We start from the raw sequence: 17,323 nt of genomic DNA on the forward strand, positions 1-17,323 counted from the left end.
GGTCTGCCCTTCGTGGTGCGCATTGCCGAGCCTGATGGCCGCTTGCGCACTGACAAAGTGCATTGAGCCGGACTTTCCGGATAGACCAGAGAAATCGACATGGCCCTGATCAGCCTCAAATCCCTCGGCGTCACGATGAGTGCGCCGCTCTTTTCCAATCTCGACCTCACCATCGGCAGCGGCGACCGGCTCGGCATCGTTGCCGCCAACGGTCGCGGCAAGTCGACCTTGCTCAAATGCCTGGCCGGCGAGATGGAGCCGACCTCCGGCGACATTACCCGCACGCGCGGCTTGCGCGTCGGCCATGTCGAGCAGTCCGTTCCTGCTGCCCTGCTTGGCCGCAGCTTTCATCAGGTGGTGGCTGACGCTTTGCCGCCCGAGCAAGCCGAAAGCGAACTATGGCGTGTCAATGTGGTGCTGGATTCGCTCGACGTTCCTGAGGCGATGCGCGAGCGAGAGATGCAGGCGCTGAGCGGCGGCTGGCAGAGGCTGGCACTGATCGCGCGTGTCTGGGTCACCGATCCCGACATGCTGCTGCTCGACGAACCGACCAACCATCTCGACCTTGCCCGCATCAGCCAGCTCGAAACTTGGCTGAACGCGCTACCGCGAGAGGTGCCGGTGGTGATCGCCAGCCACGACCGCGCCTTTCTCGACGCCGCCACCAACCGCACGTTGTTCCTGCGCCCGGACCAGTCGCCGGTGTTTTCCCTTCCCTACTCCCGCGCCCGGCAGGCCCTCGATGAGGTCGATGCCTCGACGGAGCGAAAATTCCAGCGCGACATGAAGGTGGCGCAGCAATTGCGACGCCAGGCCGCCAAGCTCAACAATATCGGCATCAATTCGGGCAGCGACCTTCTCACGGTCAAGACCAAGCAGCTCAAGCAGCGCGCGGAGCGACTTGAGGACGCGGCGGCCCCGGCGCATCACGAGAAATCGGCGGGGGCGATCCGGCTGGCCAATCGCGGCACGCACGCCAAGGTGCTGATCACGCTCGACGACGCGGCGGTGGAAACGCCCGACGGCACGCTCTTGTTCAGGACCGGCAAGCGCCACATCTGCCAGGGCGACCGCATCGTGCTGCTTGGCCGCAACGGCGTCGGCAAGTCGCGCTTCGTCACCCTGATCCGCAACGCCATTATCGAACCCGACACGGTTCAGAACGTGAAGGTGACGCCGTCGACGGTGCTCGGCTACAGCGACCAGGCGCTGTCCGGCATCGGCGGCGACGATACGCCACTGGCGATGGTGTCGCGCCGTTACGATGTCGGCGAACAGCGCGCCCGCTCTCTGCTTGCCGGCGCCGGCGTCGGCATCGAGATGCAGGAGCGCAGGATCGGTGTGCTGTCCGGCGGCCAGAAGGCGCGGCTGATGATGCTGGCGCTGAGGCTCGCCAATCCGAATTTTTATCTGCTCGACGAGCCGACCAACCATCTCGACATCGACGGCCAGGAAGCGCTGGAGGAGGAATTGCTCAAGCACCAGGCAAGTTGCGTGCTCGCCTCGCACGATCGCTCCTTCATCCGTGCCATCGGCAACCGCTTCTGGCTGATCGAGAGGCGGCGGCTGACCGAAGTCGACGATCCCAAGGAGTTCTTCCGCTCAGTGGCTGAAGGGGCGGGATAGATCGGATTGTAAATTATCCGCTTACAGGTCCTTGAATCTTGTAAGCGATCTGTTTACATACGTCATGATCAAGTCTTTCAGGAACAAGGCCCTGTCAGAGCTCTTTCAAACCGGGAAAACCGGCAAGATCGACGCCAAGATGCACAAGCGCATTCTTGTCCGGCTTGACCGCCTGGAAGCTTCAGAAAAGCCGGAGGAGATGAACCTTCCTGGCTTTGCCTTCCATGCGCTGAGAGGCTTCGATCCCATCCGTTACACGGTCCACGTCAACGTCCCGTGGTGCATCACGTTTGAATTCGACGGCAAGGACGCCGCCCGCGTCGATTTCGAGCAATACCACTGAGGCGGCCAGATTGGAGAAGTTCGACCTATGAGCGTGCACGAGCCGACGCGTCCTATCGAGCGCTGTCCCTCCCACCCGGGAGCGCTGCTTGAGGACATTATCCCGGCAACTGGAAAGACCAAGGTGGAAATTGCAAACCTGCTCGGCATCTCCCGGCAGCAGCTCTATGACATCATCCGCGAAAAGAAGCCGGTTTCACCGGCTGTAGCCGCCCGCCTTGGGAAGCTGTTCGGCGACGGGACCGCGATCTGGCTTCGCATGCAGGCAGCTTTCGATGCCTGGCATGCCGAACGTGAGGTGGATGTTTCGGCTATTCCGACGCTCAAGGTTGCGTAGGCCGTGGCGCTCGAATGAGAAATTAAACGCTGCGAGAAAAAAAACGACGACCTGTCGGATCGCCTGAACCTGCCTCGTCCTTGGGATGCCGACACGATGATGCCGGCGCCAACCCAGGGAGAATGCATCATGTCCGTCCTTTCCTCCATCGGCCGCATCGCAACCCGATATGCGGCGGCGCGTGCCCGCCATCGCAGCGAGCGCATCCTGCTTTCGCTGCCCGTCGAACTGCGCAAGGACATCGGCTTTCCGGAACTCTTCGACGCGCAGAACAGCCGCCGCTCAGCCGCCGTCCCGGCCAGGGTCATATGAACGGCCGAGCCATGCGTCTATTGCTGGAGTTCGCCGGTCGCCCGGCCAGTCCGGGCCCGGCCCACGAGAAAAATTTCAAGCCCATGTAGGACCGCCGTCACCTCACGCGTCCTATGTCCGCAAGGCCAAATCAAACGTGAAGAGGAACACGCAATGACCGACCAGACCCCTGTTCAGCCCAAGGCGAAAGTGCTCGGCGGATTGACCCCCTATCTGCAGGTGGACGGCGCCTTCAAGGCTGCCGAATTCTACCAGAAGGCGTTCGGCGCCGAACAGGCCTTTGCCTACCCCGCAGACGAAAAAGGCCGCACGATGCATGTCCACCTCCACATCAACGGCTCGACGCTGATGTTGGGCGACGCCTATCCCGAGCACGGCCACCCGCACCAGGCGCCGCAGGGCTATACGCTCCAGCTTCATCTCGGCAGCGACGAGATCGACGGCTGGTGGCAGCGCGCGGTCGACGCCGGCTGCGAGATCGTGACGCCGCTGCAGGTGATGTTCTGGGGCGACCGCTGGGGCCAGGTGAAGGACCCTTTCGGAGTCGCATGGGCGATGAACGCTCCAGTGGAGCAATAACCGTCGCAATTCGATAGCGGGCGTCAGCACTCTCGGCGAGAAGTGCGCGCCCACTTGCCCCGGGTCGCATCCCTGCCGGCCCGGCGCCGGATGCAGCAAACAAGGAGATTGCCATGTCCTATGTCGACGGTTTCGTGCTTGCCGTGCCAAAGGCAAAACTCGACGATTACAAGAAGCTGGCCAACACCGCCGGCGCCGTCTGGAAGGAACACGGCGCGCTCGCCTATGTCGAGTGCGTCGGCGACGATGTGCCTTATGGCGAGGTCACGTCGTTTCCACGCGCCGTGCAGGCCAAGGACGACGAAGTCGTCATCTTTTCCTGGATCGTCTACAAATCCAGGCAGGACCGCGACGCGGTCATGGCCAAGGTGATGGCCGATCCACGATTGCAGCCGGATATGTCGACAATGCCGTTCGACGGCAAGCGCATGATCTTCGGCGGATTCCAGACGTTCATGGAATTGTAGGCAACGCACTTGGGCGGAGCGGGAGCGCTCCGCCGGAAATGCCGAGCCGCATTAAGCCAGTCTGTCCAGCAGGGGCTTCAGCCTGTCGCCGTAGCGCTTCCACAGGTCGACCGAGCCTTGATACATCGGCTGGCGCACCTGCGCGGCGGAAGCCGTGCGCACCGGCCGGTCGGTCTGGTGGAACGACAGCACGGCATCGTCCCATGGCAGCCCGAGATAGTTGATCAGCGCCCGGCTCTGGCCTTCCTGGTCGGCGACGAAATCCTCGTAGCGCACATCGTGCACGACGCCGGGCAGCACCTTGTGCCAATGCGCCATGATGTCCGTGTAGAGATTGTGGAAATCGGCGAGTTCGCCCAGATCATAGCCGTAGCGGTGGCTGTCGCCGCGGAAATGCACCTTGTAGATCGAAAGGCAGGTTGCCGCCGCATCGCGGGCGCAATGGATGATCCTGGCCTTTGGCATCATCATGTGGATGAAGCCGACAAGCAGGAAGTTGCCCGGCATCTTGTCGGTGACGTGGCGCATGTGCGGATAGCGGGCATGCAGCATGTCGAGATAGGCGCGTCCCGCCTCGGCAAAATCCGTATCGGGCGCATCCGAAACGCCCCAGGGGAAGCCGCCGGGCATGGTCGCCGGGAACTGCCTGCCGACCGCCGTTTTCAGGATACCGAGCTCGCCGGCCCCGTAGACCTGCGGATGGCTGGCGATGATCTGCTCGACCAGGGTCGTGCCCGAACGAGGCATGCCGACGACGAAGATCGGCGTATCGTCGGAGATCGCGCTGGGCCTGTGCTTCTGGAAGAAATCCCTGTCGAACACCGTTTTCATAGCCTCGAATTCGGCGCGTGTCCTTTCCGCGTCGTAGTCGATGCCCTTGCGGCGGATGGCATTGCCTTCGGCGAAATAGTCGAAGGCTCTGTTATAATCCTTCAGATCGTCATTGACCTTGCCGAGGCCGAAGGCAAGCTGCATGCGCGCCAGGCTGTCCGGCAGCGCCTTGGCGTGCTGGGCCTCCATCCCGGTCAATTCGGCATCGCGCTCCTTCTGACGCTTGACCTGCGTCAGCATCAGCCAGGCGCGCGCCATGCCGGGATCGGCCGCCAGCGCCTGCCGGAACAGCTCGGCCGCCTCGTCGAGCTCGCCTTTTTCCATCAACCCGACGCCCAGCCCGTGCAGCAGTTCGGCGTCCTTCGGACGGATCGACAGCGCCTCGCGAAAGACGGCCAGCGCCTCGTCCAGGCGCCCCGCTTCCTGCAAGGTTTCGGCAAGCCCGATGCGGGCGCGGAAATGGAAGGGATTGCGCGCGACCGTGCCGCGATAGATCTCCTCGGCGCCCTCGAACTGCCCAAGCTGTTTCAGTGACGAGCCGAGATTGTCGCGCGCCGCTAGCTGGTCCGGCCGCAGCGCCACCGCGCCGCGGAAGAAGTCGGCGGCCGCCGCGACACGGCCGAGATCGCGCATCACCGTGCCGAGGTTGTTGAGGAAATCCGGATTCTTCGGCTGCAAGCGCACCGATTGCTCGAGGAGACCGAGCCCCTCGGCGCTGCGCCCGGTCTGGTGCAGCAAAAGACCGAGAAAATGCGCAGCCGCCGCATGGTTGACCTTGTGCGTCAGCACTTGCCGATAGAGCGCCTCGGCCTCTTGCCGCCGCCCCGCCTGATGCAGTTGCAGCGCCCTCTGCACATGCTGGTCGAGACTCGACGGCGGCTGTCCGCCCGAGCCGGAGTTGGCGCCAGCACCCGCCGCTCGTCTCTGATCTCTGTTAATGGGAAACCTGCCGTGTTTGTCCGCCTGCCGCGATCTAGGCCATTGGCGCGGCGGGTTCAAGGCTTTGCTTGGTTTCTTGCGCTTGCCATCGGCGCGGACAAGATCAAATCAGCCGGTTGGTCTCGGCCGTCTGCCTGGCGCGCCGAACCGTTCCGTCAGTATCGGCGATCGTCCGCCTTTCAGCCTCGTCGCTCCTGACGGTCAGCCGCGCCGACTTGACGATCATAGGTTTGCCGGTACGCCCGATGGCGACGGCATATGCGGTGGCCGGCCTGATGGGCGGGTTGATCGCTGTGGTATTACCTCTTGAGCTTCTCGCAGAAACCATGGTTTTTGTCCTTTTTGGAGAAATAAAACGCAAATTTCGGGAGTGGACCCCAAAATGATTTTTTGAGAATTTTTGGAAAATATCATCAAACCATAGCAGAGTTTTTCAAATGAACGCAGCAATCTTTTTCCTTTGGCTTACTTATTTTTCCAAATCTTCTTGAAAATCATGCAAAGTCGAGCTACATATATACGAGCGTTTGGGCCAGAATTGGCATTTCGCGGCGTCAGAGGTTCTCGACCCGCCAATCTCACTCCAAATCATCGATATCGGCAGCGCGGCGCATTTGCTCCGCGACCGTTCTCATTCTTCGAAAGACACCCATGAACACCGGAACCGTGAAATTCTACAATGGCCAGAAGGGTTTTGGCTTCATTCAACCAACCGACGGCGGCAAGGACGTTTTCGTCCACGTCAGCGCATTGGAACGCGCGGGCTTTCCTGGCCTCGCCGAAGGCCAGAAGCTGCAATTCGAGTTGGAGCGTGATGCCAAGGGCCGCGAGTCGGCCGCCAATTTGCAACTGATCTGATCCGGCCGAATTCGATGACCGCTGACCACGGATGTACTGGCAGCTCTCGAAAATGGCTTATTTCCAGCGATTGCCGGAAATAGGAAAGCGGGGCTCGTCCCCGCTTTTTTGCTTTGAGGCTCTCCGCCTCGCATGTCGCCACAGGGCTTAAAACATCAAGGCAGGACAATGCCGGACCGCACGACCCATTCCGTCGCACATTTCATGGCTCCTTTCGTACTCGGCGGGCTGGAAGGGCAACTGCCGGCGGGCGACTACGACATCGATCACGACGAAGAGCTGATCGAGGGCATGTCGCGGCTTGCCTGGCGCCGCGTCGCCACCTTCATCCATTTGCCGGCAAGGGCGGTGAAAAACCCGACCACCAGTCAACTCGTCGCCATCGATTACCTGGACCTCGAAACAGCGCTGAAGCGCGACAGGGAGAATGCAGCATGATCCGTTTCCAGCAGAATGCGCGTCCGCGCACCGACACGCCCTCGCATCTCTTCGCCGTCGGCCAGACCGTGCGCATGAAGAGCCGCACAGGGCTCCTCAACAAGACAACGGAACTGTTCGAGATCAAGAGCAGGCTGCCGGTCAAGGACGGCTCCCCGCAGTACCGCATCCGCAGCGAGCAGGAGACCCACGAGCGGGTCACCACGGAAGACAATCTCGAACCAGCCGACAATCCGATTGGTGACAATCCGACTGTTGGCAACAATCCGGCGGTCTGAGACCCCGGCGCCGCCAGACCACCAGCACGAGGAGCAGACAAGATGGCCAAGGGTCAACAGCGCAGCAACCGCGAAACACGAAAGCCCAAGAAGGACAAGGTGGTGGCCAAGCCCGCCTCCCCGTTCGGCTCGTCGGTCAAGCAGGCCGAGAGCGGCCTGAAGCCGAAATCGAAGAGCTGATCGCGGACGACTTCTTCCGCGCCCATCCCTGCCGCAGAATCTCCTGCCGGAGAATCTCCCTGGCGGAACAACGCATCATGGAGGCGTCCTTGAATTTCGTCATCGAGTTTTACCGATCGCGCGAAGCCGAGGAAGCGACGCTCGACAAGGTGTCGCTGGAAGCCCCTACCCTGCGCGCAGCCTGGCAGGGCGCCACCGCGCTCTTCCATACGCTCGCAATGCCGCAAATCCCCGATCGCGTGCGCATCTGCGATGAGCACGGCAGCGAGCTTTACTCCGGGCCGGCCGACGGCGCCTATCCATCCGCGTTGTGACCGTCACACGTCCCCGAAATTTGTTTTAGACGGCATCCGCGTTTTCCCAAGGTGCGGAAAAGACGAACACCCGGCCTTTCAGCAGCGGCCCCCGCCAACGATGCGGTAGTCGGCGGCGCGTGCCTCGCAGGCGTTGGGGAAGGTTCGCAACTCTCCGCCGCGCCGGGCGCAGACCGGCGCGTATTCGCGGGTGCAGAAAGTCTGCTCGCCGCCACCCTCGCCGCCGTCACGGCAGGGACCGTCGCGCACGATGCCATAACCCGCCCGGTCGGCAAGACAGGCATTGGCGAAGGTCTGGCGGTCGTCACCGCGCCTGGCGCAGACGGGCTCGTACTGCTTGGTGCAGAATTGCGGTCCCGGCCGCGGCGGCCGTGGCCGCGGTCCCGGGCCGTCGTCGACGACCACTGTACAGGCGGCAAGAACAGCCGACAGGAACAGGACGACAAAACCCTGTCGCGAGAAGATTGCCGCAAGAAACCTCATGATCGTCTCTCCCTCGATCCTCGCCTCGCTGCGTGCCGCTCCAAGTACGCAGCTGTTCGGGACAATGATATTCACGAAGCAAAGGCTCAAACCAGTCGCGCTGTTGCGATCCTCCGCATTCCATCGCCGATTGCAACCCTCGTTTGCAGCCGGCTGCTAAAAAGAACGTCGCCTGGATTATCCCGGCGCCTCGCACCGCCAGCCGTCGCCGCCGCTGGCCCATGCGTGACGGGGCTGTGGCCGATGACCCCTCAGGCAACGAGGCCTATTTGCGGCGCGTCGATGCTCGGATTGGTCGATTCATGCGTCGGGACGCGCCCATCGGGGGCGGCCCGCGGCGCTATCTTGCAACCTTCACTTTTCCGTGCGATAAATTCCGTGTTCGGGCATTTGCGACCCGGAGAGCGGAACGTTTTGGACGACCTTTCCCCGATACTGTGAATCTCTGACGGCCCCGTTTTTCGGCGGGGGGTTTGACCATGCGCCAATGCATGACTGCCGAAAGCTACCACCGGGAACTGCCCTCGACGCGAGGTGGCGGGCAGGACCATCAAGACTGAACGGGTGAAGGAGTTTCCCCAATGGCCCAGACCGGCACCGTTAAATTCTTCAACGCGACCAAAGGCTTCGGTTTCATCACGCCCGACGGTGGCGCCAAGGACGTATTCGTCCACATTTCCGCGATCGAGGCCTCGGGCCTGCGCACGCTCGTCGACGGCCAGAAGGTCACCTTCGACGTCGAGCCGGATCGGATGGGCAAAGGCCCCAAGGCCGTCAACCTCCGCGCCGCCTGAGCCATCGGCCAGCAGCACGCCCTTCCTGGCCGTGCGACTGAGGCTCCGAAGCTTGAATGACTTCGGAAGAGGCAAACGAATTTTGAAGGCGCGGCGATTTTCGTCGCGCCTTTTTCATGTCGCAGCGCAGCAAAAATGCTGTCGCCCCAAAGTGGATCCGGTGTCGGGTCAACGACATGCATCATAATGAAAACTTAAAGCGCGACGCGCTTTAAGTGCCCGCAAAACTTTCTCTTGCCGATGACGCTAAAATAAAGGACAAATTTCCATTCGGGCATTTGCCGGCCCGAGACTGGAGTTTATGGGATCAAAGGAGCTTCCCATGCCGCAGACCGGCACCGTCAAATTCTTCAACCATGCCAAAGGGTTCGGCTTCATCACACCGGATGATGGCGCGAAGGATGTCTTCGTTCATATTTCGGCCGTGCAGGCGTCGGGTCTTCCCGGTCTTGAGGATGGGCAGAAAGTGACATTCGACACCGAGCCTGACAAGCGCGGCAAGGGTCCCAAGGCCGTCAACCTGTCGATCGGCTGAGCCTGCTCCGGAACGGCGGCTGTTCTGGCAGGACAGCTTCGCTCCCTGGAGCGTTCGATAGTTGATGCCCGTGCCCTCCGGTCAGGCAAAAATTCGTTCAGCCCCCGTTCAGCCACGGTCTCATATTAATCTTTCGTAAAGCCGGACCGCATCCCCGGAATTCTTACGGGCCGGCACGAAGGAGATCGACATGAACCGAATTTTCAAGACAGCCGTGCTGTCCGCCGCAGTGGTTGCCACCACGTTCGCGGCCTTGCCCGCGGCCAATGCGGGCGATTGGCGTCACCGCCACCATCATGACCATGGCGATGCCATTGCCGCCGGCGTCCTCGGCCTCGCGGCCGGCGCGCTGATCGGCGGTGCGTTGGCCAACCAGCAGCCGCCGCCCCGCGACTACTACGATGATGGCTATTACGATCGCGATGTGCGGATTCGCCCGGCGCCGGTCCGCCGCTACTATGCCGAACCGCAAGTGGTCTACGCCGACCGCTATGCCGAACCGTGGACGCGCGGCTGGTACGACTATTGCTCCGACCGGTACCGCACCTTCAACGCCCGCACCGGCACCTTCACCGGCAATGACGGCGAGCAGCATTTCTGCACCGCTAACTGATCAAGGGCTTCCCTGCCTCAACAAAAAGCGCTGACCGCAAGGCCGGCGCTTTTTTTGTCAAGCCGGCACCGGCTTCGGCGCGACGCGCTTCACGTCAAAAACGGATTGCTCCGCCGCTCCTCGCCGAAACGCCCGCCCGGACCGTGGCCGCAGATGAAGCCGATGTCGTCGCCGAGCGGCAAAAGCTTGTCCTTGATCGAGGCGATGAGTGCCGCATGATCGCCGCCCGGCAGGTCGGTGCGCCCGACCGAGCCGCGAAACAGCACGTCCCCGACATGGGCGAATTTGGCCGCGCGATTGTAGTAGACGACATGGCCGGGCGCGTGGCCGGGGCAATGCAGCACCTCGAAGAGATGCGAGCCGAACGAGACCGTCTCGCCTTCGGTGAGAAACCGGTCGGGCACGCAGTTGCGCACGCCGGCAATGCCATAGCGCTCGCCCTGGTTCTCAAGATTGTCGAGCAACATCCTGTCGGCCTCGTGCGGGCCGATGATCTCGACGCCGAGCGCTTCCTTCAACTCCATCGCGCCGCCGGCATGGTCGATATGACCATGCGTGATCCAGATCGCGCCGGCCGATATCGCATTGTCCTTCAGCGCCGCCAGCACCTTGTCGATATCGCCGCCCGGATCGACGACGACACCGTGCTTGTCGTCCATGTCGAACAGGATCGTGCAATTCTGCTGGAAAGGCGTGACCGGCACGATGCCGGCATTGAGCTGACCCATGATCGTCCTTTCGATGTTCACGCCGTGATGTAGAGGCGCGAGCGAAGGGCGTCCACCCTTGGGATCGGTCGTTCCAAAGCGCGTCGCGTCGAAACGCATTCATGCGGCGCGCTCTGGAAACAGAAATGGGCGGCCGAAGCCGCCCATTTGGCCAGCCCGAGATCGCAGGCTTACTTCTTCATGGCGCCCATGACCGCGCCGATAATGCCGGTCAGGATCGCGCCGCCGCCGGCGCCGCCGACGATGTTCTGCAGGTTGAGCGCGCTGCCCAGACCACTCGTTGCTGCCGCAGCCGCTGCCGGATCGACTGTGCCGCCGAGCAGGCTGCCGAGGATCGCCGCGCCGCCGACGCCGCCAATGGCGCCGCCCAGGATCTTGGGAAGCTGCCCCAGCGCCGCCGTCTTGATCGCCGCGCCGACCGCCTGACCACCGATGATGCCTGTAATGATCTGAACGATGATCGGAAGAAGCGTATTCATGTCCATCTTACCAGTCCCTCCATAGCTGCCAGCCTCCCGGGCCGACACCATCATGGAGACGCTGAATTCGGCGAAAGTCAAATGCAGAAACGCTGAAATAAAAGGGGCGGCCCGAAAACCGCCCCTGCTTGCGTGAAAAGCTGTGACTTTCGTTATTCTGCGGCGATCGCGTGCTTCGGCTGAACGGCCGCAGAATAGTCATTCATCAGAGTCTTGGCGATCTCGCCGACCTCGAATCGGTACGGCCCGATCTCCGAAACCGGGGTCACTTCCGCTGCCGTTCCAGTCAGGAAGCACTGCTCGAAGCCCTCGAGTTCTTCCGGCATGATGGCGCGCTCCACCACCTCCAGGCCGCGGTCCTTGGCGAGGCCGATGACCGTGCGGCGGGTGATGCCGTCGAGGAAGCAGTCCGGCTTTGGCGTGTGGATCCTGCCGTCCTTGACGAAGAAGATGTTGGCGCCGGTGGCTTCCGCGACCTGGCCGCGCCAGTCGAGCATCATGGCGTCGGCATAGCCCTTGGCCTCGGCGGCATGCTTGGACATGGTGCAGATCATATAGAGGCCTGCAGCCTTCGATTTGGACGGCGCCGTGCGCGGGTCGGGCCGGCGCCACTCAGCCATATCGAGACGTATGCCTTTCAGCTTCTGCGCCGGATCGAAGTAGCTAGGCCACTGCCAGATGGCGATGGCGCAATTGATGCGGTTGTTCTGCGCCGAAACGCCCATCTGCTCGCTGCCGCGCCAGGCGATCGGCCTGACATAGGCATCCTTGAAGCCCTGCTTCTTCAGCAGGGTGCTGGAGGCGTCGTTGAGCTCGGCCACCGAATAGGGGATCTTGAAGCCGAGCAGCCGCGCCGATTCATGCAGGCGCTCGGTATGCTCGTTGAGCTTGAAGATCTCGCCGCCATAGGCCCGCTCGCCCTCGAACACCGCGCTGGCATAGTGCAGGCCGTGGGTCAGCACATGGATCTTGGCCTCGCCCCATTGCACGAACTCGCCATTCATCCAGATGAAGCCGTCCAGTTGATCAAAGGGAACGGATGCCATGGTAACCTCCCGCGGGCGGCAGCCCGCATATCGTTGTTCGTTGCGTGCTCTTGTCGGCCGCGCCAACTGGTTGGGGCGCCTGCCGCTGTCTGGAAAGGTAGGCGGATAATCGTGCTCTGGCAAACTCAGGAAGTTCCGGAAAACCCGGCCTGTCTTGCCTTTTCGTTCGCAATCCGCCCAAAACCTTGTCAAAAATTACCATTGCAGGGAAATTACGTCAATAGTACTGACATAATCTTCCCTACTCATGGAGAAAAGATGACGGATCGAAGCCGAGCAGCCGGGACACCGATCAGGACCGCGATGTCAATCGAGGATGGCATTGATTTCGCCCTCATCGAGCTGTTTTTCTTCGCCTATCGCGATTTCACCTCGGATCCCGATCAGATCCTGGCCGACTATGGCTTCGGCCGCGCCCACCATAGGGTGCTGCATTTCGTCAACCGCAGGCCGGGCCTGACGGTCGCCGAACTGCTCGATGTCTTGAAGATCACCAAGCAGAGCCTGGCGCGCGTGCTGAAGCAGCTGATCGACACCGACCATGTCGTGCAGTTGCAAGGGCCGCGCGATCGTCGCCAGCGCGAACTGTATCCGACCGCCAAGGGCCGCGCGCTGGCGCTGGCGCTGGCACGGCCACAGTCGCGCCGCATCCATGCTGCATTGGAAGATTCCGGAGCCGCCGAACGGACCCAGGTGGAACGCTTCCTCGAAGCAATGGTCAATCCGGAACTGAGAGCCCAGATCGACGTTGGGTCCGCAAAAATGTCAGGGAAAAGCCATGGAGAGCACTGAACGCGCTGATCACGCGGCCGCACCGGACGACGATGCGCCGCATTTGCTTGTGGTCGATGACGACACCCGCATCCGCAACCTGCTCAAGCAATATCTGACCGAAAACGGTTTTCGCGTCACCGTCGCCGGCAATTCGGGCGAGGCCCGGCGCAAGCTCGCCGGCCTCGACTTCGATCTTCTTGTGCTGGATGTGATGATGCCCGGCGAAAACGGCGTCGACCTGACCAAGGCGCTGCGGGCCGAGAAGAACGTGCCGATCCTGATGCTGACGGCGCTATCGGAAACCGACAGCCGCATCACCGGCCTGGAGGCCGGCGCCGACGATTACCTGCCAAAGCCTTTCGATCCGCGCGAATTGATCCTGCGCATAAACAACATCCTGCGCCGCGGCGGCCCTGCGACCACGCCCAAGGTGGAGCAGCTCGTCTTCGGCCCCTACACGTTCCAGATCGCCAGGCGCGAATTGAAGCGTGGCGGCGAGGCGCTGAAGCTGACCGATCGCGAGCAGGAGATCCTGGCGATATTCGCCGCGCGCGCCGGCGAAACCATCCCGCGCCACGAACTGGTCGGCGACGAATCGGATGTCGGCGAGCGCACCATCGACGTCCAGATCAATCGGCTGCGCCGCAAGATCGAGCGCGATCCCTCCAATCCGGTCTGGCTGCAGACGGTCCGCGGTATTGGGTATCGGCTCAGCGTCGAATAGACTACCGCCTTCGGCCTGCCTGACGGCCACGGAGCGAGCGAAAGGTGAATGGCGACCACGGAACTGGAACAGCCGGAATCTGACGGCTTGAGCACGCGCTCCGCCCGGCTGCTCAAGAGGGTTCCGCGCGTCTGGAACCGGTTCTGGCGCCTCGTTTCGCTCTATATGCCCAAGCGCCTCTACGCGCGCTCGCTGATCATCGTCATCGCGCCGATGATCCTGCTGCAATCGGTGGTCGCTTTCGTCTTCATGGAGCGGCATTGGGCGACCGTGACGCAGCGCCTGTCGCAGGCGACTGTGCGCGACATCGCCGCCATCATCGACCTTATCGAGACCTATCCGCACGACGCCGACTACGCCAACATCATCCGCATCGCCCAGGACCGTATGCAGTTGAAGGTCGACCTCCTGCCGCCCGACCCGCTGCCGCCGCCTGGGCCAAAGCCGTTCTTCTCCATCCTCGACGACGTTCTCTCCGCCGAGATCACCCGCCAGATCAACCGGCCGTTCTGGATCGACACGGTCGGCAATTCCAACATCATCGAGGTGCGCGTCCAGCTCGAAGGCAAGGTGTTGCGCGTCTTCGTGCGCCGCAGTCAGGCCTATGCTTCGAACACGCACATCTTCCTGATCTGGATGGTCGGTACCTCGCTGGTGCTGCTGATGATCGCCATTCCCTTCCTGCGCAACCAGATCCGGCCGATCCTGACGCTGGCCGAAGCCGCCGAAAGCTTCGGCAAGGGCCGGCCGATGCCGCGTGATTTCCGCCCGCGCGGCGCGGAGGAGGTCCGCCGCGCCGGCTTTGCCTTCATCCAGATGCGCGAGCGCATCGAGCGCCAGATCGAACAGCGCACCGCCATGCTCACCGGCGTCAGCCATGACCTCAGAACCATCCTCACCCGCTTCAAGCTGCAGCTGGCGCTGGCGGGCGGCAAGGCCGAGACGAAGGCCGCGCTCAACCAGGACATCGACGACATGCAGTCGATGCTCGAAGGCTATCTTGCCTTCGCCCGCGGCGAGGCCTCGGAAGACACCGGGCGCTTCGATCTCGAAGCCTATTTCCAGAAGCTGAGCGAGGAAGCTCGGTTGCGCAAATGCAAATTGTCGACGACGCTTTCCGGCGATCCGACCGTGCATGTGCGGCCGAACGCCTTCGCCAGGCTGATGTCGAATGTCATCGGCAACGCCTTCCGCTACGCCAAGACGGTGGAGGTGGCCGCCAATCATGGCCGCGGCTCGCTTGTGGTCACCATCGACGATGACGGTCCGGGCATTCCGGCCGAAAAGCGCGAAGAGGTGTTCAAACCCTTCATGCGGCTCGACGAGGCCCGCAATCTCGATGCCAGCGGCACTGGCCTCGGCCTGTCGATCGCCCGCGACATCGCCCGCAGCCATGGCGGCGACATCACGCTCGATGTCAGCCCGCTCGGCGGCTTGCGCGCCGTGATCAAGGTTCCGGCCTGACAGGGACTTAATCGCGGGAAGCGGAAACCGTTTCCGGACGAGGTCATGTTCGGCCGATTTCATTGGCGCGTCATGAAACCATGCTGAAGAGCGCGCATGAAGCGCGCGACCTCACTTGATTCGAGCCCGCCGTCTCACTTCGATCCCGTGCCCGCCCGGGTGCGCTGGAGCGAAGCGAGGGCCGCAGGCTGGTCGCCGTCCCGGCATCGTATCGAGGCAACCGCCGACCTTTCGAGCAAAGGCCCGCCATGCGCATATTGATGGTCACCGACGCCTGGCGCCCGCAGGTCAATGGCGTCGTCCACACGCTGGAGCGGCTCACCGAGACGCTGAAATCGTTCGACGTCGCGGTGGATTTCCTGACACCCAACATCTTTCACACTTTGCCCTTGCCGACCTATCCCGATATCCGCCTGGCGCTGACCACGCCAGGTCATGTCGCGCGCCTGATCGAGGCCTACAAGGCAGACCACATCCACATCGTCACCGAAGGTCCGCTCGGCATCATGGCGCGGCGCTACTGCCGCAATGCCGGCCGGCCGTTTACCACCAGCTACCACACACGCTTTCCTGAATATCTCAGCGCCCGGCTGCCGGTGCCGGAAAGCTGGGCCTATCGCTGGCTGCGCGATTTCCACAATTCCGGCCAAGGCACGCTGGTCGCGACGCAGTCGCTGGCGGATGATCTTGCAGCGCGCGGCTTCAACAAGCTGAGGCCATGGACGCGCGGCGTCGACACCGATCATTTCCGGCCCGACAAGAGGAAGGATCTCGGCTTCCCCGGCCCGTTGTTCCTCTGTGTCGGCCGCGTCGCCATCGAGAAGAACCTCTCCGCCTTCCTCGATCTCGACCTGCCCGGCAGCAAGGTGATTGTCGGCGAGGGCCCGGAACTGGCGAAGCTCAAGGCGCGCTACCCCGCCGCGCATTTTCTTGGCCACCGCCCCAACGATGAACTGGCCGAAATCTACGCCTCGGCCGACGTTTTCGTCTTTCCGAGCCGCACCGACACCTTCGGCAACGTCATCATCGAAGCGCTGGCCAGCGGCACGCCGGTCGCCGCCTTTCCGGTCACGGGACCGATCGACATCGTCGGCGACGGCTTCGGCGGCGCGGTCTCCAACGACCTGCGCGCGGCATCGCTCGCCGCCCTCGATGTCGACCGCGCCCAGGCGCGAGAACGCGCTATGCGCTACAGCTGGAAAGCCTGCGCGGAAATGTTTCTCGATACGGTCCAGGAGGCGCTGGGCACGACGCGGAAACTGGCGGCCTGACGCTACCTCTCGGCTAAAACAGCCGCCCGCCGTCCGGCACCTTGCGCTCGATGGCGCCGAGCACCACGGCGCCCTCTTCGTCGGGAAAGCCGAGCGTCAGCACTTCCGACATGAATGGCCCGATCTGGCGCGGCGGAAAATTGACCACCGCGAACACCTGCCGGCCGATCAGCGTCTCGGGCGTATAATATTTGGTGATCTGCGCCGACGATTTCTTCACCCCGATCTCGGGCCCGAAATCGATCTTGAGCTTGAACGCCGGCTTGCGTGCCTGCGGAAACGGTTCGGCCTCGAGGATCGTGCCGGCGCGGATGTCGACACGATCGAAATCGGCGAAACTGATCTCGGGCTTGCGCTCGCTGCTTGAACTCATGTCGAAAACATCTTGGTCAGGCGTTGCCGAAAGTCTCGAACAGCACCCCCGCCAGCGCGTCCTTGGCCGATGTGCCGGACCAGACGACGAACTGGAACGCCTGGAAGTAGCATTCGCAGGCCTCCAGCGCCGACGACAGCAGCACCTCGACCTGCTGGCTCGATGGCTCGACCCCGCCCGCCAGAAGCAGCGACTGGCGGAACATGATAGCGCCTTCCTGCTCCCACAGGTCGAAATGGCCGAACAGCATCTGTTCGTTGATCAGCGACAACAGCCGCATCACTTCCAGCGCGCGGGCCTCCGGCACCTTGATGTCGAAGGCGCAGGCCAGATGCAGCGCCTCGAAATCCTCCATCCAGGAGAAGGAGACGTGATAATCGGTCCAGCTTCCGGCGACCGAGATCGAGATTTCGTCGTCGCCGGCCCGTTCGAAGGACCAATCATTGTTGTGGGCCACCTGCTCAATGACATCCACCGGATGGATTTCGCGGGAGAATTCGAGTTCGAGAAGTTCCATGGAATGCTTCCTGTGTTCAGG

Annotated in this window: 26 protein-coding genes; 18 read left to right on the top strand and 8 right to left on the bottom strand. The window is 62.4% G+C overall.

The window, feature by feature from the left end:
- Positions 1-99 precede the first annotated feature (99 nt).
- From FJ428_RS07165 to FJ428_RS07190, 6 genes are all read left to right on the top strand, one after another.
- A complete protein-coding gene (locus FJ428_RS07165) occupies positions 100-1,626 on the top strand; it encodes an ABC-F family ATP-binding cassette domain-containing protein (RefSeq protein ID WP_140879141.1) in 1,527 nt (508 codons plus the stop codon).
- A gap of 64 nt (positions 1,627-1,690) precedes the next feature.
- Entirely contained in the window at positions 1,691-1,969 is a 279-nt protein-coding gene (locus FJ428_RS07170) for a type II toxin-antitoxin system RelE/ParE family toxin (protein ID WP_140879143.1), read from the top strand.
- A gap of 27 nt (positions 1,970-1,996) precedes the next feature.
- A complete protein-coding gene (locus FJ428_RS07175) occupies positions 1,997-2,305 on the top strand; it encodes a HigA family addiction module antitoxin (RefSeq protein ID WP_140879154.1) in 309 nt (102 codons plus the stop codon).
- A 129-nt stretch (positions 2,306-2,434) separates the two neighbouring features.
- Positions 2,435-2,617 carry a hypothetical protein gene (locus tag FJ428_RS07180; RefSeq protein WP_140495993.1) on the top strand — a complete coding sequence of 61 codons (183 nt, stop codon included), beginning with the start codon at positions 2,435-2,437 and terminating at the stop codon, positions 2,615-2,617.
- A gap of 153 nt (positions 2,618-2,770) precedes the next feature.
- Positions 2,771-3,196 carry a glyoxalase/bleomycin resistance/extradiol dioxygenase family protein gene (locus FJ428_RS07185; RefSeq protein ID WP_140879156.1) on the top strand — a complete coding sequence of 142 codons (426 nt, stop codon included), beginning with the start codon at positions 2,771-2,773 and terminating at the stop codon, positions 3,194-3,196.
- A 113-nt stretch (positions 3,197-3,309) separates the two neighbouring features.
- Positions 3,310-3,663: a DUF1428 domain-containing protein gene (locus FJ428_RS07190; RefSeq protein WP_140495995.1), complete on the top strand. Its 354-nt coding sequence runs from the start codon at positions 3,310-3,312 to the stop codon at positions 3,661-3,663.
- Positions 3,664-3,714: 51 nt separating this feature from the next.
- Here the strand turns inward: FJ428_RS07190 and FJ428_RS07195 are convergent, their stop codons facing one another.
- Both FJ428_RS07195 and FJ428_RS07200 read right to left on the bottom strand, forming a co-directional pair.
- Positions 3,715-5,349, bottom strand: a complete 1,635-nt coding sequence (locus FJ428_RS07195) for a sulfotransferase (protein ID WP_140516866.1) — start codon at positions 5,347-5,349, stop codon at positions 3,715-3,717.
- A 187-nt stretch (positions 5,350-5,536) separates the two neighbouring features.
- Positions 5,537-5,761, bottom strand: coding sequence for a hypothetical protein (locus FJ428_RS07200; RefSeq protein WP_140516868.1), 225 nt, complete (start codon positions 5,759-5,761; stop codon positions 5,537-5,539).
- 323 nt (positions 5,762-6,084) lie between these two features.
- Between FJ428_RS07200 and FJ428_RS07205 the strand changes: the two genes are divergently transcribed.
- From FJ428_RS07205 to FJ428_RS07220, 5 genes are all read left to right on the top strand, one after another.
- Positions 6,085-6,291 (top strand): cold-shock protein, encoded by a 207-nt coding sequence (locus FJ428_RS07205; protein WP_140495998.1) that lies wholly within the window; start codon positions 6,085-6,087, stop codon positions 6,289-6,291.
- Positions 6,292-6,459: 168 nt separating this feature from the next.
- On the top strand, positions 6,460-6,729 hold the full coding sequence (locus tag FJ428_RS07210; RefSeq protein ID WP_140516870.1) for a hypothetical protein: 270 nt from the start codon (positions 6,460-6,462) through the stop codon (positions 6,727-6,729).
- Positions 6,726-7,007, top strand: a complete 282-nt coding sequence (locus FJ428_RS07215) for a hypothetical protein (RefSeq protein ID WP_140496000.1) — start codon at positions 6,726-6,728, stop codon at positions 7,005-7,007. The genes FJ428_RS07210 and FJ428_RS07215 overlap by 4 nt, the downstream gene beginning before the upstream one ends.
- A 42-nt stretch (positions 7,008-7,049) precedes the next feature.
- A complete protein-coding gene (locus FJ428_RS30225) occupies positions 7,050-7,187 on the top strand; it encodes a hypothetical protein (RefSeq protein WP_181165218.1) in 138 nt (45 codons plus the stop codon).
- Positions 7,188-7,276: 89 nt separating this feature from the next.
- Positions 7,277-7,501: a hypothetical protein gene (locus tag FJ428_RS07220; protein ID WP_140496001.1), complete on the top strand. Its 225-nt coding sequence runs from the start codon at positions 7,277-7,279 to the stop codon at positions 7,499-7,501.
- A 78-nt stretch (positions 7,502-7,579) separates the two neighbouring features.
- On the opposite strand, the gene FJ428_RS07225 is transcribed toward FJ428_RS07220, so the two are convergent.
- Positions 7,580-7,984, bottom strand: coding sequence for a Kazal-type serine protease inhibitor (locus FJ428_RS07225; protein ID WP_140631846.1), 405 nt, complete (start codon positions 7,982-7,984; stop codon positions 7,580-7,582).
- A gap of 581 nt (positions 7,985-8,565) precedes the next feature.
- On the opposite strand from FJ428_RS07225, the gene FJ428_RS07230 reads away from it, so the two are divergent.
- The 3 genes from FJ428_RS07230 (at position 8,566) to FJ428_RS07240 (ending at position 9,926) form a co-directional block, all read left to right on the top strand.
- On the top strand, positions 8,566-8,778 hold the full coding sequence (locus tag FJ428_RS07230; protein WP_006202520.1) for a cold-shock protein: 213 nt from the start codon (positions 8,566-8,568) through the stop codon (positions 8,776-8,778).
- 322 nt (positions 8,779-9,100) lie between these two features.
- Positions 9,101-9,313, top strand: a complete 213-nt coding sequence (locus FJ428_RS07235) for a cold-shock protein (RefSeq protein ID WP_006202521.1) — start codon at positions 9,101-9,103, stop codon at positions 9,311-9,313.
- Between the two features lie 190 nt (positions 9,314-9,503).
- Entirely contained in the window at positions 9,504-9,926 is a 423-nt protein-coding gene (locus FJ428_RS07240) for a BA14K family protein (protein WP_140516874.1), read from the top strand.
- 89 nt (positions 9,927-10,015) lie between these two features.
- Here the strand turns inward: FJ428_RS07240 and FJ428_RS07245 are convergent, their stop codons facing one another.
- The 3 genes from FJ428_RS07245 to FJ428_RS07255 all read right to left on the bottom strand — a co-directional run bounded on the left by FJ428_RS07245 (position 10,016) and on the right by FJ428_RS07255 (position 12,179).
- Positions 10,016-10,654 carry an MBL fold metallo-hydrolase gene (locus FJ428_RS07245; protein WP_140879158.1) on the bottom strand — a complete coding sequence of 213 codons (639 nt, stop codon included), beginning with the start codon at positions 10,652-10,654 and terminating at the stop codon, positions 10,016-10,018.
- 170 nt (positions 10,655-10,824) lie between these two features.
- The gene (locus FJ428_RS07250) at positions 10,825-11,139 is read right to left on the bottom strand and encodes a hypothetical protein (protein ID WP_140496005.1); all 315 of its coding nucleotides are present in this window, start codon (positions 11,137-11,139) and stop codon (positions 10,825-10,827) included.
- Between the two features lie 146 nt (positions 11,140-11,285).
- Positions 11,286-12,179 carry a branched-chain amino acid aminotransferase gene (locus tag FJ428_RS07255; RefSeq protein WP_140496006.1) on the bottom strand — a complete coding sequence of 298 codons (894 nt, stop codon included), beginning with the start codon at positions 12,177-12,179 and terminating at the stop codon, positions 11,286-11,288.
- A 258-nt stretch (positions 12,180-12,437) separates the two neighbouring features.
- Between FJ428_RS07255 and FJ428_RS07260 the strand changes: the two genes are divergently transcribed.
- From FJ428_RS07260 to FJ428_RS07275, 4 genes are all read left to right on the top strand, one after another.
- A complete protein-coding gene (locus FJ428_RS07260) occupies positions 12,438-12,971 on the top strand; it encodes a MarR family transcriptional regulator (RefSeq protein ID WP_181165219.1) in 534 nt (177 codons plus the stop codon).
- Positions 12,958-13,677 (top strand): response regulator transcription factor, encoded by a 720-nt coding sequence (locus FJ428_RS07265; protein ID WP_140496007.1) that lies wholly within the window; start codon positions 12,958-12,960, stop codon positions 13,675-13,677. Before FJ428_RS07260 ends, FJ428_RS07265 begins: the two co-directional genes overlap by 14 nt.
- 48 nt (positions 13,678-13,725) lie before the next feature.
- Complete coding sequence (locus tag FJ428_RS07270) at positions 13,726-15,141, top strand: ATP-binding protein (protein ID WP_140879159.1); 1,416 nt, start codon at positions 13,726-13,728, stop codon at positions 15,139-15,141.
- 248 nt (positions 15,142-15,389) lie between these two features.
- Positions 15,390-16,412, top strand: a complete 1,023-nt coding sequence (locus FJ428_RS07275) for a glycosyltransferase family 1 protein (RefSeq protein WP_140649725.1) — start codon at positions 15,390-15,392, stop codon at positions 16,410-16,412.
- A 13-nt stretch (positions 16,413-16,425) separates the two neighbouring features.
- On the opposite strand, the gene FJ428_RS07280 is transcribed toward FJ428_RS07275, so the two are convergent.
- Together FJ428_RS07280 and FJ428_RS07285 are read right to left on the bottom strand one after the other, a co-directional pair.
- Positions 16,426-16,785 carry a tRNA-binding protein gene (locus FJ428_RS07280; RefSeq protein ID WP_140567062.1) on the bottom strand — a complete coding sequence of 120 codons (360 nt, stop codon included), beginning with the start codon at positions 16,783-16,785 and terminating at the stop codon, positions 16,426-16,428.
- Positions 16,786-16,801: 16 nt separating this feature from the next.
- Entirely contained in the window at positions 16,802-17,302 is a 501-nt protein-coding gene (locus FJ428_RS07285; RefSeq protein WP_127855850.1) for a YbjN domain-containing protein, read from the bottom strand.
- Between the last annotated feature and the right edge of the window lie 21 nt (positions 17,303-17,323).

Source organism: Mesorhizobium sp. B2-8-1 (genome assembly GCF_006440955.1).
In the GTDB taxonomy this organism is placed as follows: domain Bacteria; phylum Pseudomonadota; class Alphaproteobacteria; order Rhizobiales; family Rhizobiaceae; genus Mesorhizobium.

What these genes read in the sequence shown, in the direction of transcription:
- FJ428_RS07205 (WP_140495998.1), top strand. Translation starts at nt 6,085, where the DNA reads ATGAACACCGGAACCGTGAAATTCTACAATGGCCAGAAGGGTTTTGGC.
- FJ428_RS07255 (WP_140496006.1), bottom strand. Translation starts at nt 12,179, where the DNA reads ATGGCATCCGTTCCCTTTGATCAACTGGACGGCTTCATCTGGATGAAT.
- FJ428_RS30225 (WP_181165218.1), top strand. Translation starts at nt 7,050, where the DNA reads ATGGCCAAGGGTCAACAGCGCAGCAACCGCGAAACACGAAAGCCCAAG.
- FJ428_RS07185 (WP_140879156.1), top strand. Translation starts at nt 2,771, where the DNA reads ATGACCGACCAGACCCCTGTTCAGCCCAAGGCGAAAGTGCTCGGCGGA.
- FJ428_RS07250 (WP_140496005.1), bottom strand. Translation starts at nt 11,139, where the DNA reads ATGGACATGAATACGCTTCTTCCGATCATCGTTCAGATCATTACAGGC.
- FJ428_RS07260 (WP_181165219.1), top strand. Translation starts at nt 12,438, where the DNA reads ATGACGGATCGAAGCCGAGCAGCCGGGACACCGATCAGGACCGCGATG.
- FJ428_RS07275 (WP_140649725.1), top strand. Translation starts at nt 15,390, where the DNA reads ATGCGCATATTGATGGTCACCGACGCCTGGCGCCCGCAGGTCAATGGC.
- FJ428_RS07270 (WP_140879159.1), top strand. Translation starts at nt 13,726, where the DNA reads ATGGCGACCACGGAACTGGAACAGCCGGAATCTGACGGCTTGAGCACG.
- FJ428_RS07170 (WP_140879143.1), top strand. Translation starts at nt 1,691, where the DNA reads ATGATCAAGTCTTTCAGGAACAAGGCCCTGTCAGAGCTCTTTCAAACC.
- FJ428_RS07230 (WP_006202520.1), top strand. Translation starts at nt 8,566, where the DNA reads ATGGCCCAGACCGGCACCGTTAAATTCTTCAACGCGACCAAAGGCTTC.
- FJ428_RS07285 (WP_127855850.1), bottom strand. Translation starts at nt 17,302, where the DNA reads ATGGAACTTCTCGAACTCGAATTCTCCCGCGAAATCCATCCGGTGGAT.
- FJ428_RS07215 (WP_140496000.1), top strand. Translation starts at nt 6,726, where the DNA reads ATGATCCGTTTCCAGCAGAATGCGCGTCCGCGCACCGACACGCCCTCG.
- FJ428_RS07245 (WP_140879158.1), bottom strand. Translation starts at nt 10,654, where the DNA reads ATGGGTCAGCTCAATGCCGGCATCGTGCCGGTCACGCCTTTCCAGCAG.
- FJ428_RS07175 (WP_140879154.1), top strand. Translation starts at nt 1,997, where the DNA reads ATGAGCGTGCACGAGCCGACGCGTCCTATCGAGCGCTGTCCCTCCCAC.
- FJ428_RS07235 (WP_006202521.1), top strand. Translation starts at nt 9,101, where the DNA reads ATGCCGCAGACCGGCACCGTCAAATTCTTCAACCATGCCAAAGGGTTC.
- FJ428_RS07265 (WP_140496007.1), top strand. Translation starts at nt 12,958, where the DNA reads ATGGAGAGCACTGAACGCGCTGATCACGCGGCCGCACCGGACGACGAT.
- FJ428_RS07200 (WP_140516868.1), bottom strand. Translation starts at nt 5,761, where the DNA reads ATGGTTTCTGCGAGAAGCTCAAGAGGTAATACCACAGCGATCAACCCG.
- FJ428_RS07210 (WP_140516870.1), top strand. Translation starts at nt 6,460, where the DNA reads ATGCCGGACCGCACGACCCATTCCGTCGCACATTTCATGGCTCCTTTC.
- FJ428_RS07280 (WP_140567062.1), bottom strand. Translation starts at nt 16,785, where the DNA reads ATGAGTTCAAGCAGCGAGCGCAAGCCCGAGATCAGTTTCGCCGATTTC.
- FJ428_RS07180 (WP_140495993.1), top strand. Translation starts at nt 2,435, where the DNA reads ATGTCCGTCCTTTCCTCCATCGGCCGCATCGCAACCCGATATGCGGCG.
- FJ428_RS07225 (WP_140631846.1), bottom strand. Translation starts at nt 7,984, where the DNA reads ATGAGGTTTCTTGCGGCAATCTTCTCGCGACAGGGTTTTGTCGTCCTG.
- FJ428_RS07190 (WP_140495995.1), top strand. Translation starts at nt 3,310, where the DNA reads ATGTCCTATGTCGACGGTTTCGTGCTTGCCGTGCCAAAGGCAAAACTC.
- FJ428_RS07165 (WP_140879141.1), top strand. Translation starts at nt 100, where the DNA reads ATGGCCCTGATCAGCCTCAAATCCCTCGGCGTCACGATGAGTGCGCCG.
- FJ428_RS07240 (WP_140516874.1), top strand. Translation starts at nt 9,504, where the DNA reads ATGAACCGAATTTTCAAGACAGCCGTGCTGTCCGCCGCAGTGGTTGCC.